The 12,580-nt window shown below is 53.1% G+C and carries 11 protein-coding genes and 1 pseudogene; 5 read left to right on the forward strand and 7 right to left on the reverse strand.

The genetic code is table 11. The features are described from left to right. Positions 1-247: 247 nt before the first annotated feature. Together MQE22_RS13785 and MQE22_RS13790 are read left to right on the forward strand one after the other, a co-directional pair. Positions 248-544: pseudogene (locus MQE22_RS13785) on the forward strand (methyl-accepting chemotaxis protein); the annotation flags it as partial. 102 nt (positions 545-646) lie between these two features. Beyond that, positions 647-1,009, forward strand: coding sequence for a CZB domain-containing protein (locus tag MQE22_RS13790; protein WP_255790317.1), 363 nt, complete (start codon positions 647-649; stop codon positions 1,007-1,009). A gap of 49 nt (positions 1,010-1,058) precedes the next feature. Here the strand turns inward: MQE22_RS13790 and tnpA are convergent, their stop codons facing one another. Both tnpA and MQE22_RS00530 read right to left on the reverse strand, forming a co-directional pair. After that, positions 1,059-1,271, reverse strand: coding sequence for an IS66 family insertion sequence element accessory protein TnpA (gene tnpA, locus MQE22_RS00525; protein WP_255789912.1), 213 nt, complete (start codon positions 1,269-1,271; stop codon positions 1,059-1,061). 516 nt (positions 1,272-1,787) lie between these two features. After that, entirely contained in the window at positions 1,788-2,267 is a 480-nt protein-coding gene (locus MQE22_RS00530) for a DUF302 domain-containing protein (protein WP_255789913.1), read from the reverse strand. Between the two features lie 181 nt (positions 2,268-2,448). On the opposite strand from MQE22_RS00530, the gene MQE22_RS00535 reads away from it, so the two are divergent. Both MQE22_RS00535 and MQE22_RS00540 read left to right on the forward strand, forming a co-directional pair. Beyond that, the gene (locus MQE22_RS00535) at positions 2,449-3,810 is read left to right on the forward strand and encodes a porin (protein ID WP_255789914.1); all 1,362 of its coding nucleotides are present in this window, start codon (positions 2,449-2,451) and stop codon (positions 3,808-3,810) included. 18 nt (positions 3,811-3,828) lie between these two features. Beyond that, positions 3,829-4,326 carry a DsrE family protein gene (locus MQE22_RS00540; protein ID WP_248885931.1) on the forward strand — a complete coding sequence of 166 codons (498 nt, stop codon included), beginning with the start codon at positions 3,829-3,831 and terminating at the stop codon, positions 4,324-4,326. Positions 4,327-4,607: 281 nt separating this feature from the next. Here the strand turns inward: MQE22_RS00540 and MQE22_RS00545 are convergent, their stop codons facing one another. From MQE22_RS00545 to MQE22_RS00560, 4 genes are all read right to left on the reverse strand, one after another. Beyond that, complete coding sequence (locus MQE22_RS00545) at positions 4,608-4,991, reverse strand: hypothetical protein (protein ID WP_255789918.1); 384 nt, start codon at positions 4,989-4,991, stop codon at positions 4,608-4,610. A 565-nt stretch (positions 4,992-5,556) separates the two neighbouring features. Beyond that, positions 5,557-6,588, reverse strand: a complete 1,032-nt coding sequence (locus MQE22_RS00550) for an IS110 family RNA-guided transposase (protein ID WP_255789396.1) — start codon at positions 6,586-6,588, stop codon at positions 5,557-5,559. A gap of 523 nt (positions 6,589-7,111) precedes the next feature. Further along, the gene (locus tag MQE22_RS00555) at positions 7,112-8,143 is read right to left on the reverse strand and encodes an IS110 family RNA-guided transposase (RefSeq protein WP_255789396.1); all 1,032 of its coding nucleotides are present in this window, start codon (positions 8,141-8,143) and stop codon (positions 7,112-7,114) included. 377 nt (positions 8,144-8,520) lie between these two features. Continuing rightward, positions 8,521-10,041, reverse strand: a complete 1,521-nt coding sequence (locus tag MQE22_RS00560) for a SulP family inorganic anion transporter (RefSeq protein WP_215885365.1) — start codon at positions 10,039-10,041, stop codon at positions 8,521-8,523. Positions 10,042-10,575: 534 nt separating this feature from the next. On the opposite strand from MQE22_RS00560, the gene dinB reads away from it, so the two are divergent. After that, complete coding sequence (gene dinB / locus MQE22_RS00565) at positions 10,576-11,700, forward strand: DNA polymerase IV (RefSeq protein WP_226827232.1); 1,125 nt, start codon at positions 10,576-10,578, stop codon at positions 11,698-11,700. A gap of 47 nt (positions 11,701-11,747) precedes the next feature. Here the strand turns inward: dinB and MQE22_RS00570 are convergent, their stop codons facing one another. Continuing rightward, positions 11,748-12,572 carry a copper resistance protein NlpE N-terminal domain-containing protein gene (locus MQE22_RS00570; RefSeq protein WP_255789919.1) on the reverse strand — a complete coding sequence of 275 codons (825 nt, stop codon included), beginning with the start codon at positions 12,570-12,572 and terminating at the stop codon, positions 11,748-11,750. Between the last annotated feature and the right edge of the window lie 8 nt (positions 12,573-12,580).

Here is a 12,580-nt window from a genome sequence, read left to right on the forward strand (position 1 = left end):
GCAGGAAACTTTGGCCACACAAATTGCAGCCTATCTTCTCGGGATTATGGGAAGTACGGCGAAAGTTGATCTCACCCGGGAAGAAGAACTTCCTTTCACGCTACAAGAGATCCTGGATCCTGTAGTGCAACGTATCCAAGTTATGCAGGGAGCGGAAGACAAGGCACACAAGACGGCAGAGTCATTGCGCAATGTCACCGTCCGGGTGGATCATTCTGCTGAAGAGATTGAATCGGCCGCCCAGGGTATGTCGATCGCTTCCAAAAACACCGCTACCGTGATTCATAACAATGAACGAATCGTTTTGGCCTTGCATCAGAAATTGCAGGATATTGGATCCATCCTGCAAGAGATACAACAGATTTCCTATCAAACCAATTTGCTGGCCCTGAACGCAGCAATCGAAGCCGCGCGAGCCGGAGAACATGGGCGGGGTTTTGCCGTAGTTGCAGATGAGGTCCGGAACCTGTCGAACCGGGTTCGCGCATCTACCGAGGATATTGACGCTGGGATTTCTGCCCTACAGGAACAAGGACAGGAAATAGCCAAACATAATCAGGAGCTGCAGGACCATGCGAGTAATGTACTGAGTTTTGTCGAATCCTTGCAGGGGAAGGCGCACAGCATGCGGATCATGACCACCCTCATGCAATTCGACGCCACGGCAGAGACCCATGGCCACTTTGTTGATGTTGCGTTAATCGAGTCTGAGAAAGGGGATGCTGCGATAGCAGCGCAAGAGCTGCCCCTGCCCGTAGACTATCATCAATGCCGACTGGGCAAATGGTATGACGGCGCCGGACGGCAGAATTTTGGACACCTGACCGAATTTGCGCCCCTGGAGAAGCCGCATCGGGAGATTCATGAACTATCCGTTGCTATACTGGAGGCAGCACACCGCGGGGATACCTTGGCTTTGGGATCACTCCAGATAAAGCTGAGGTCCGCCCGTGAGGCGTTTCTGCAGCAGCTTGCAAAACTGGCAGATGCAATCCGGCTCATTGATTAGGCCAAAGGCGTTGGAGATCTGAGGTAAGCCTGCGACCACCTCAAGCGTGTCAACGAGTCATGCTCGAAAGTAATGGGATGAACGTCTCCTTTCCCCAGCCGTGGTCAGATGCCACGATGGGGGCCCGCAGCTCGCGTTTCCGATACTGGAAGGCCGCCACTGCTACGCCAGCTTGGACACAAAATGCCCTCTGGCTCAGGCCGCTGGCCTCTTGATCGTCGATCAGTCTTTGCCAGTTGCTCTGGCTACGTCGCTGGTTCATGTCGCGCTCCTGCTCAGTGAATGCAGGAGCAGGTTAAGACGTCCAAAGAACAGAAAGTACGGTGCGGTTTGAGTGGTTACCGTCTTGGCGGCGTTTTGGCCCGATAGAGAACCGATACCTTACTCCCGTAAACAGTCTCATCCCAGTCCATCGCAAATGTTTCGCGTCATGAACTAAGGCAAGAGCCGTATGCGGTAATTCCGCGCGTACGGATCTCTGCGGGGGCAGTGGGTAACTACTGTCCCTACTGCAACCGATTGGGCCCCGGGCGTCCTGGTTACCAGCGCACCGTCCCGCCCTCGCTGGGGTTCAGAGGGTGCGCACATCTTTCTATGACTCGACGATCACACCATACGGCAAAGCACGCTGCTGCACTCCCAGCCTTCGGCTGTCGTTTCGGCGGATGCAACACACCACGTAGCCTGTCTGGGACTGATCGCTTCGTTCTCCCGGCGAGTAGCGTATGACTCTTCGAGAGGCCCAGCAATGTACGTCATTGCCAGCACCTCTCAGATTTCAACTGGCTTTAGGAATAGACTTCAGAGCAGAGATGACTGCAGAGTCAATGTGTTGTGCCGTTGCGTTGGCCGGGGTGCTTTGGGCGTATGCGGTGCGTTCAGGGTACACGATGGTTGTGGATCCATCCTTGCCGTATACTGTTAGATTCAACGGGCAGAGGGAAGCAGATTTCCAGTCACTATTCAGCAACTGACTGAAAAACATTGGGTTGCAAAATACAAAGGCCTGCACATCGGTAAACTTTCCCTTGTTGAGATGAGGGATATGCAACGCTTTTTCCTTCGCTTCAATTCTCTTCAAAATATCCAGATGCATTACAACCTTGAAGTGATGTGCAGCTAAGGCTTGGGTCAATTCTGGCGCAACTTGCTTGATTGGTGCATTCACCGTCTCAACGTACAAGTCCGCTCCAACCGCTACAGGCGCCAGAAGCATCGTGGCCATAGCACCTGTGAAAATTTTTGCAAAGCTTCTCATACACGTCTCCAATAAATAAATCATAATATAATGTATATTTGTTGTACCTTGCGGGACACCAACTCCTAACTTCACTGCGCCATTTAGCGCCTCACGAAGGGCAGCAGCGTGGTTTCCAAATGGCACAGATAATGCTTACACGAATCGCCAATTTATACAAGCCAAAAAAGAGGAGAACAAAATGATCGCTTCCGTCGCGGCAAAACGTCAGTTTGCTGTGGCTATAGCCGTGAGTTTGGTGGGTATGTGTCTGACCACAGCTTCGGCAGCCAATTGGTTTAAGATCCAGGACACCAACACGAAAAATGTGCCGCTGATCTCGGGGTTCATCGAGCCAGACGTTTTTGCGATGGCTGGGACGCCGGCAGAAATCTATAATCCAGCCTTAAAAAGATATATTGCCGCAGTGCCACATGACAACTTGGTTGGGCCGAATTTTTCACAAAGTACGACTGGGATCATTCAGCGAGCCCGATTGATGATCCGCGGTTGGATCAATCCCCACATTTCCTACTTCTTTGCTGGAGAGTTCGGAAACAACGGCGCTACCAATGTTAGGGGGCAGTACACCCCACAACTGCAGGATGGTCGCTTTACTTTCAGCGGCTACATTCCTTGGGTGCGCGTAGAAGCAGGAATAATCCGCGCGCCAAGTGCGGAGGATGCCATGAATGGGTACATGAGCTACAACTATGTAGTTTTTCCCACGGTCATAAATCAGCTGATGTTGCAGCCGTTTTACGCAGCAAGGCCTTCATCGCCATATGGTGCAGGCCCAAGTGGGTCCGTGCTCGTACCATCTTCTGAAGCCCTCGGAGTCAATGCATTTCGCTATCCTGGCATTCAGCTTTTCGACTGGAAGACATGGGGCCACTGGCAGTTTGCTTACGGGGCAATGGTGGGAATGTATGGCAGCGTCTCAGCAGGAAATCTTTCTAATAGCCCTCTGTACGCAGCCCGACTACAAGGATCATATATCTTTGGAGGACATGGCCCTTTCCGTAGCGACGTCACCGCTTGGGTCTGGTATCAAAATGCACAGCCAGACTACCTAGGTAAAGCATATACTATGCAAAGAGAGGGAGCCGGGTTCCAGTATCTGCAAGGTTACATGCACCCATGGGGACGACGTCTAAAGTTCGAGTACATGCGAGGCAACGGTTGGATCTCAGCGCCTGCTGCTTTTAGTCAAGAACTGGGCTTGCAACCAGCGCTATATAACAACCAGTTGTATACGAACATTAGCAATACTGCAAACGGGTATTATGTGGAGGGTGGACTCTTTCTCACCAAACGGATTGAGGCGGATGTCCGCTATGACTACTACAACCGACTGCCTAATCTGGAAGCAGCTGGTCAGGAGAGAATATTTAAGACATGGGCACTAGCTCTACAGTACCACTTCACACCGTTTACCAAACTCATGGCGGGATACTATTTCCGCACGCTAAAGGCGCCAGGTGTAGCGCCGAATAGCCCAGGGGCAGCCGTGAGCGCTGCAACCGATAATGAATTTGCCATGCAGGCTATGATTAGTTTTTAAGGCGAGGAGGCCAATCCAATGAATCTTATCAAAAAAATGTTCAACAAACTGACACTCGGGATGTTGGTTATTGTCTTCGGAACAACAACAGCTCTGGCTAATGTTTCAATGTTGCATGATTTTCATTTTGATCATCCTGCCTTTATTCATGATCACCCATTTGCGAACCGAAAGCTGGTAGTCCAGGTCAGCCAAGACGATCCAGCACGTTGGAACTTGGTCCTGAACACCAGCCAAAATATTCTAAATTATTTCGGGCAAGAAAAAGTTCAGGTGGTAATAGTTGCATTTGGCCCTGGACTAAAGTTTTTGTTAGCTAATAGTCCTATGAAGCAGAAAATTTCGGCGTTGAATTCTGAGGGTGTAGAGTTCGATGCTTGTCATAATACCATGCTTCAATTTAAAAAGAAGCTTGGGCATATGCCAAAGTTGGTTCCTTCTGCGGTTGTTGTTCCGGCTGGAATTGTCAGAATCATGCAATTAGAGAGTCGTGGATTTGACTATGTAAAACCTTAACCCCTCTTCTGATGGTAGGGAGCGCCTTGGAGAACGTTAATAAAATTATTTTGGCTCAAGCGTAAAACGCAAAAACTGCGCGCAGCACATTAATTTGTTGTGCCATGACTTCGGCGTATAACTGAGATTCAGGATCGCATGGGCCACCCTTATGAGGTAAGAGAAGTTTCCACCGGAGTAAAGCGATTTTGTTGGTGTCTGAGGTCGCTGAAATCGCAACACAACAAACCTATGAATTGCGCGCAGGCGTCGCATTTTATACTTGAAACTGCCCACAATTGTTAATCTCTATGATGATAGGCGTGGAGCAATGCCTGCAGAAATCGTTGCTCGGCATCATCGACCGCAGCCCAGTCCAGAGCCCCTGCCTGACCCCCGAAAGGGTATGGCTCTTGCGCCCTATCTGCCGCAAGCGTCGCGCCACCATCCGCTGATTTACCCGGCTCAGACTTGCCAGACCCTTCCCACTTCCCCATCCGGCGCAGCCAGTCTCCCGTCGCATCCGTACTGGGCACCCGTGCCAACGGCAGTAAGCGACGTAGAACCGAATCACCGTGGATCATGCGTAGATCTCCCAGCAAGTAGTCGCCGCCAGCCAACATCTGGAGCAATGGAAAGCTGTGACCAAAGGCGGTGTAGGCATGGCCACTGGCGGGTGTCGGCATTTGCTATTCGAGCCAACACCCGAGTCACTGCCCCAACGCAAACTCCCCAAAGAGCAAGAGCCCCGAGTGGGCGGTCATGGATTCTTCGGTTGCTGCCACCGGGAATGGACGCACCGTTTGTGCCACTTCCTTCATCAGCCCCTCCTGCAAGTCCACCCGGTGAGTGAATCTTTCGGACGAGAGCATTATACCGAAAACCCTTGTGGGTTGGGCCTTCCCAACAATTTATCGCTACGCCAATCGCGGGAATAGGGCTTCGACTGGCGGGTCTTCACCGCAACGCCTTGCTGTGATTAAACTTATATGGATGCCTCCATTTGAGCAAGTCGACGTTCGATGTATGACGGTGAGGTCAAAGTGCTGCCTTATATCCGGCCTGTTATGCAGGAGGTTCCTGCTGGCCCTGATGAAATCCGCTGAAAGGGACCTTATCTTTATTGCGTCCTTTTTTGGGACAAGATTGATCCAGGCTCTCCCTTCCCCGGTCTGACCTGTTACGCCATCAATCGTGCCTACCTGCGCAACTGTGAAACTATAAACATGCTATTCGACTATCGTCCTGTAATCATGCGACGGCTACCGCTATTGGCTTGTAATTCGGGTCATACTGGCGGTTTTTGGCCAGCAACGCCCAGATCGTTCGAGCCATTTTATTGGCTTGTGCTACGACGACCACATTGTGGGGCCGCCGACAGCGTAATTTGTCGATCCAGGGATTTCGATCCCTGGTCTGGCAATTCACCACGGCTCGCGCCCCATGGGCCAATAGGGTTCGGAGATAGGTATCTCCGCGCTTGCTGATACCCAACAGGCGAATCTTCCCGCCAGTACCGGTCTGCCGTGGAACCAACCCCAAGAACGACGCGAACTCCCGGCCAGAGCGAAAGGACTTCATATCCCCTACTGTAGCCACGATAGCTGTGGCAGTGAGTAGCCCCACGCCAGGGATCGCCATCAAACGGGCCACCGCTTCCTGGTCCTTTTTCCATAGCCTCAGCCGTTTCTCTATATCGGCTATGTCTTTGTCGAATTCTGCCAGCCGCTGGATCTGACGCCGGAAGGTCTCTAGTGCCACGGCCGATAGCCTGTCCTCCAACGTCGAGAGAGCATCGGGGATCTCCTTGAGACCTTTCTCGCGGCCTTGGGGAAGATCTATACCAAATTCATAGAGCAGCCCCCGAATCTCATTCACCTGCATGGTCCGGATCTTGACCAACTGTTCCCGCATGCGATGCAAGGCCAGAACGGACTGCTGCTCCTCGCTTTTGACGGCGACAAAGCGCATACCAGGACGCTGAACAGTTTCCCAGATCGCCGCTGCGTCTGCCGCATCGGTCTTGTTGGTCTTGACGAAAGGGCGCACAAACTGCGCCGCGATCAAGCGCACCTCGTGCCCTAGCTTGCCCAGTTCCCGCGCCCAGTAGTGGGCACTACCACAAGCTTCCATGGCGACAATGCCGGGCTCGCGGTTCACAAAGAACTCGAGCAATTTGCCACGTCGCACTTGCTTGCGATGAATCTCGCCCGTCTCCCAATCTACCCAGTGCAACTGCATCACCCGTTTTGCCAAATCCAGCCCATAAATTGTATTCTGCATCGTGAGTCCTCCTTGACCCATTTGTGGATGAACTTCCACCTTGGCACTTTGATGCCGTTCGGTTCAAGCGAGGGCTCCCTGCCTACTCGTGGAGCTCCCCGCTGCCGATCCTATAAGGGGAGGCATCCATTACATCTTTATTACCTCGTTGCGGGACCTGGCGACGATGCTGATGGGCACCATGATCAAACTATATTTTCGAGGTGGAGTATCGGTGCCTAAAAAAACAATGTGTTATGATCTATCCATGATCAAACTTATATGGATGCCTCCATTTGAGCAAGTCGACGTTCGATGTATGACGGTGAGGTCAAAGTGCTGCCTTATATCCGGCCTGTTATGCAGGAGGTTCCTGCTGGCCCTGATGAAATCCGCTGAAAGGGACCTTATCTTTATTGCGTCCTTTTTTGGGACAAGATTGATCCAGGCTCTCCCTTCCCCGGTCTGACCTGTTACGCCATCAATCGTGCCTACCTGCGCAACTGTGAAACTATAAACATGCTATTCGACTATCGTCCTGTAATCATGCGACGGCTACCGCTATTGGCTTGTAATTCGGGTCATACTGGCGGTTTTTGGCCAGCAACGCCCAGATCGTTCGAGCCATTTTATTGGCTTGTGCTACGACGACCACATTGTGGGGCCGCCGACAGCGTAATTTGTCGATCCAGGGATTTCGATCCCTGGTCTGGCAATTCACCACGGCTCGCGCCCCATGGGCCAATAGGGTTCGGAGATAGGTATCTCCGCGCTTGCTGATACCCAACAGGCGAATCTTCCCGCCAGTACCGGTCTGCCGTGGAACCAACCCCAAGAACGACGCGAACTCCCGGCCAGAGCGAAAGGACTTCATATCCCCTACTGTAGCCACGATAGCTGTGGCAGTGAGTAGCCCCACGCCAGGGATCGCCATCAAACGGGCCACCGCTTCCTGGTCCTTTTTCCATAGCCTCAGCCGTTTCTCTATATCGGCTATGTCTTTGTCGAATTCTGCCAGCCGCTGGATCTGACGCCGGAAGGTCTCTAGTGCCACGGCCGATAGCCTGTCCTCCAACGTCGAGAGAGCATCGGGGATCTCCTTGAGACCTTTCTCGCGGCCTTGGGGAAGATCTATACCAAATTCATAGAGCAGCCCCCGAATCTCATTCACCTGCATGGTCCGGATCTTGACCAACTGTTCCCGCATGCGATGCAAGGCCAGAACGGACTGCTGCTCCTCGCTTTTGACGGCGACAAAGCGCATACCAGGACGCTGAACAGTTTCCCAGATCGCCGCTGCGTCTGCCGCATCGGTCTTGTTGGTCTTGACGAAAGGGCGCACAAACTGCGCCGCGATCAAGCGCACCTCGTGCCCTAGCTTGCCCAGTTCCCGCGCCCAGTAGTGGGCACTACCACAAGCTTCCATGGCGACAATGCCGGGCTCGCGGTTCACAAAGAACTCGAGCAATTTGCCACGTCGCACTTGCTTGCGATGAATCTCGCCCGTCTCCCAATCTACCCAGTGCAACTGCATCACCCGTTTTGCCAAATCCAGCCCATAAATTGTATTCTGCATCGTGAGTCCTCCTTGACCCATTTGTGGATGAACTTCCACCTTGGCACTTTGATGCCGTTCGGTTCAAGCGAGGGCTCCCTGCCTACTCGTGGAGCTCCCCGCTGCCGATCCTATAAGGGGAGGCATCCATTACATCTTTATTACCCGCGAACACGACAGCTTTGCAGCGGAAGCGGTCGCTCATCTAGCCGATCGGTAAGAAAATCGTATCTCTTTCATCATCCGGGATGGCGCGAGTCGCAATATCCTCTAGATAGAATAGGTGGCTTCGAGATCGATAAAAACTGGCAGGCTGACGCATGCGACGCACATCGGCCATTACTCAGTAACTATGCCCTTAAATATACGATGGTATTATGGTATGCATTTCGATAATGCTAGCTGATTTTGTCGTCAGCTACGTGATAGCGCGGATCATCAATATCGAAGATGCATAAATCTTTGGCATTAGTCAAAAGATCCATGCAATCTTTGCAGAGATGCCGTAATTGCACCATTTTTCCGCGCCGTTTATAGCGCTCCGCTAGGGAATCGATGGCCTGTATGGCAGAGTGGTCGATGATGCGTGCATTTTTGAAGTCGATTATAACGTTCTCTGGATCTTCCTTCGGGTTGAAAAGTTCGGAAAACTGGTGGGCTGAAGCAAAAAACAAAGTGCCATCTACTTCATAGATTCTTCTGCCCTGCTCATCATCTCGCGTTTTTATGCTCATGTGTTTCGCGTGTTCCCAAGCAAAGAGCAATGCCGACAAGATAACTCCGGTTAGAACCGCTAGAGTAATGTTGACAAATATGGTAATTGCTGCGACCAAAATACCGATGGCAACGTCAGCAGCAGGTAATTTTCCAAAAAATCGTAGGCTACTCCACTCAAAGGTTTTCTCCACTACTACAAACATGATACCTACAAGAGCAGCAATGGGTACTTGTTCGATCCAGTGTGAAGCAAAGAGGATGATGGCCATAAGAGCAATAGCGGTCGTAATTCCCGACAGTCTTTTCAGAGCATTGTTGGTGACGTTGATGATGCTTTCCCCGAGTAGGGCGCAACCACCCGTGGCACCAAAGAATCCACTGACCAAGTTACCCAATCCCTGGGCCATCGATTCTTTGTTGGGCTGGCCGCGACTATCCGTCATTTCGTCAATGAGATTTAGGGTCAGCAAGGTCTCTACCAACGCATTGGCTGCGAGAATGAACGAGTAGGGTGCGACAATGTATAGGGTATGCCAGGAGAAGGGCACATCGGGGATGTGGAAGGTTGGTAAATTGCCAGCCAAGTGAGCGATATCTCCCACGGTCGTGGTGGGGATATGGAAGAAGATCACTGCCAGGGTGGTGACCACGGCCCCGCTCAGCGTCGCAGGAATCGCTTTGGTCAAAAGTGGCAAGAGATAGATGACTGCCATGGTCAGGGCAACCAAACCCAGCATGATGTACAGCTGGGATCCATGCATCCACTGTTCTCCTCCCGATGGAACGGGCACCTTGAAGTGATCGAGTTGGGCCAGAAAGATTACCACAGCCAAGCCATTGATAAATCCAAGGTTTACTTGTCGAGGAATGATGCGCACATACTTACTAAGTTTGGCCAGAGAAAAAATGATCTGAATGATGCCCATCAGCACTACCGCAGCGAAGACATAATCAATCCCATATTTCAGCATAAGTGCTGTCATTACTACGGCAGTGGCACCGCTGAAAGCGGAAACCATACCGGGTCTGCCACCCAACACCGAAGTAATCAGCACCATAAAAAAGGCGCCGTACAAACCAGAAATCAGAGGTACATGAGCTACAAGAGAAAAGGCGATAGCTTCGGGTACTAGGGCCAGAGCAATTAGCAACCCACTCAGTACGTTGTTTTTTACTTCGGAAAATGAGTATGTCTCGCGCATGAAAGCCTTCTCCAGTTAGAGAGTGCGTATTCTGTGTGCGGCCGCCATATCGACGACATCATCTAGAAACAGCAGATTAAGGGAGTTCCGAGTGACTATTCGGATGAGAACAATAAGATGTTACATGTTCCTATTGAAAAATCTGTTTAGGAAATGAGGGCATACTAATGAAGTAGCGCTCATCGGTCAAGTGTATGTGTGTGTCCACCACTTATCGGACGCCATTTGCATACGTAGCCAGAACCCTGCCTCTATCCCCAAAGCAGCCTCCAGGCGGAGCGCCATGCCTGCATTGATGCCATCCCGGCGCTTTCATCTGTTCCCAAGGTTCTGCTGCATCCAAGGCGGTCAACAAGACCCGCAATTTGGTCGCGTGATCCGGATGCTTGTCGTATATAGCGGAGGCAGGCAAGACCGGCTTTCTGGCGCCAGCGCTGTCTTTACCGGCTCGACTGGCGTCCACACCGAGCCTGAGCCTTCATCGCCTGTCGTCGGGCGCCCTCTGGTACACTGGGCAGACGAGGAGGTCATCGATTGCCAGACTTGGTGCCAGAGAGTAACCCTGATCTCCGCAAGATCATCCATGTGGACATGGATGCCTTCTTTGCGGCCGTAGAACAACGCGACAAGCCGGAGCTTTGCGGTCTGCCCGTCGTCGTTGGTGGCGATCCCAAAGGGCGGGGAGTCGTTGCCACCTGCAGCTACGAGGCCCGACGTTTTGGGATTCATTCTGCCATGTCGGCGGCGCGGGCACGGTCACTCTGCCCCCAGGCGATATTTGTCCGCCCCCGTATGGAGGCCTATCGAGAGGCTTCCCGACAGGTCATGGGAATCCTGCGCAGCTACACAGCCCTGGTGGAGCCCCTGTCGTTGGATGAAGCCTTTCTGGACGTGACCGCTGCTACCGCCGGTGGCACCCTGGCGGTCGAGATCGCTCGTGAGGTTCTGGACCGAATTCATCGAGAAACCGGGTTGACCGCTTCGGCAGGGGTCTCTTACAACAAGTTGCTGGCCAAGTTGGCCTCCGACTGGCGGAAGCCGCACGGGTTGTTCGTTATTCCGCCTGAACGCGGGCTCGACTTCCTGGCACCGCTACCCGTTGGCAAACTGCATGGCGTGGGCCCAGCCACGGTAAAAAAACTATCCGCTATAGGTGTCGAGACCATCTCGGATTTGCGGAAGATGGCGCAAGAGCAGTTGATTGCGGTTTTCGGTAAGGCTGGAGCTTGGTTTTATGAAGTGGCGCGAGGGATCGATAGACGACCCGTGCAGCCGACTCGCCAACGGAAGTCGGTGGGGACGGAGCGGACCTTCTCAGTAAATCTGGAGGACCGAAGGACCATGCTGGCTACCTTACAACAGATGGCAAGGCAGGTTGTTGCCCGTCTCCACGCACTCGCCTTGGTGGGTTACACGGTGAACGTCAAAGCACGTTTTCACGACTTTACCACGGTCACCCGAGCGTATACGGCGACCGAGGTCATCACGAATACGGAAACCATCATGGCATTGCTACCAGAACTACTGGATCGGGCAGCTCCCCAGGGCGCGTCCGTGCGCCTACTAGGAATCACAGTAAGCGGTCTCGTCCAAATACAGGCGTCGAGCCGCGGCGCCCGCCAGCTGAACTTGCTGGACGGAAACCCCGATCTGCGGTAGGAATATGGCAAGTGGCAGGATGCGCTTTCTGTGGGAAAAGCAAAGTCTTAGTGGCCTGAAGATTCCGGCTCGGCAAGCTCGGTGAACTGGGCGAGTCGTTTTCCGTTTTCCCCTTGCAGATCGAGCAGATTGCCATGCCAGGTGAATGAGCGTGTTGCGTTCAGCGCGGTGGAAAAAGCCGTCTCCAGTCCTGCATTGCTGCCTAAACAGGCCATGCGCGTCGATACCAGGGCGGGAAAACGTAGGGTATTCTCCGCGCCGAGGGCGACCCGTCCGGCAATGCGATTGCAGCCATCCCAGCCGGATACCGAGCGTTCCGCGGGATCGAAGACCAGATAGGGCTTCTTGCCGTTGGCCGTGGCGACGGTCTGGTAGCCCGGAAGCTTGCTCAGCTGCCAGCGGTAACTGGCGTAGAGCGCCTGCGCGGAGTCCTGGCTGCTGACCTTGTGCAGTACCCAGCGCTTGCCTCCCAGCTCTAGCGCCTTGCCTTCGCCGGTAAGCGGTACCAGCGCATTCTCCACGACCTGAAACCTTTCTCCGGACCCATCCGCAGAGGACAGCTCGATTTCCGAAGCTCCCGGCAGCCAATGAAAGCTGCCTTGACTGCGGAAGATGCCTTCCGCCTTGTTGCTGGCATATTGGCGCGTCAACAGATAATGATCATCGTTGCGCAGACTGATGGTCATGCGGATGCCCGCACAGTCGGCGCAGGGCAGATTTCCTGCATAACTGTCGGACCAGTCGAGGGAGGTTTTTGCCGTGCTCTTATCCGGGGGCTGGGGATGGCTGTCCTGACGAGACGGCGCCGCAGCGGCGCAACCCGCTAACGTCACGGGAAGCAACAGGAAAAACAACCTGGCAGAAATCTTCATGGGCGCTT

The sequence above is a fragment of the Acidithiobacillus sp. YTS05 genome (assembly GCF_024396695.1).
GTDB lineage: Bacteria > Pseudomonadota > Gammaproteobacteria > Acidithiobacillales > Acidithiobacillaceae > Igneacidithiobacillus > Igneacidithiobacillus copahuensis.

Excerpts from the sequence above, each read along its gene's own strand:
- tnpA (WP_255789912.1), bottom strand. The coding sequence starts at position 1,271 with ATGAACCAGCGACGTAGCCAGAGCAACTGGCAAAGACTGATCGACGAT.
- MQE22_RS00560 (WP_215885365.1), bottom strand. The coding sequence starts at position 10,041 with ATGCGCGAGACATACTCATTTTCCGAAGTAAAAAACAACGTACTGAGT.
- MQE22_RS00570 (WP_255789919.1), bottom strand. The coding sequence starts at position 12,572 with ATGAAGATTTCTGCCAGGTTGTTTTTCCTGTTGCTTCCCGTGACGTTA.
- MQE22_RS00535 (WP_255789914.1), top strand. The coding sequence starts at position 2,449 with ATGATCGCTTCCGTCGCGGCAAAACGTCAGTTTGCTGTGGCTATAGCC.
- MQE22_RS00550 (WP_255789396.1), bottom strand. The coding sequence starts at position 6,588 with ATGCAGAATACAATTTATGGGCTGGATTTGGCAAAACGGGTGATGCAG.
- MQE22_RS00555 (WP_255789396.1), bottom strand. The coding sequence starts at position 8,143 with ATGCAGAATACAATTTATGGGCTGGATTTGGCAAAACGGGTGATGCAG.
- MQE22_RS00530 (WP_255789913.1), bottom strand. The coding sequence starts at position 2,267 with ATGAGAAGCTTTGCAAAAATTTTCACAGGTGCTATGGCCACGATGCTT.
- MQE22_RS13790 (WP_255790317.1), top strand. The coding sequence starts at position 647 with ATGCAATTCGACGCCACGGCAGAGACCCATGGCCACTTTGTTGATGTT.
- MQE22_RS00545 (WP_255789918.1), bottom strand. The coding sequence starts at position 4,991 with ATGCCGACACCCGCCAGTGGCCATGCCTACACCGCCTTTGGTCACAGC.
- MQE22_RS00540 (WP_248885931.1), top strand. The coding sequence starts at position 3,829 with ATGAATCTTATCAAAAAAATGTTCAACAAACTGACACTCGGGATGTTG.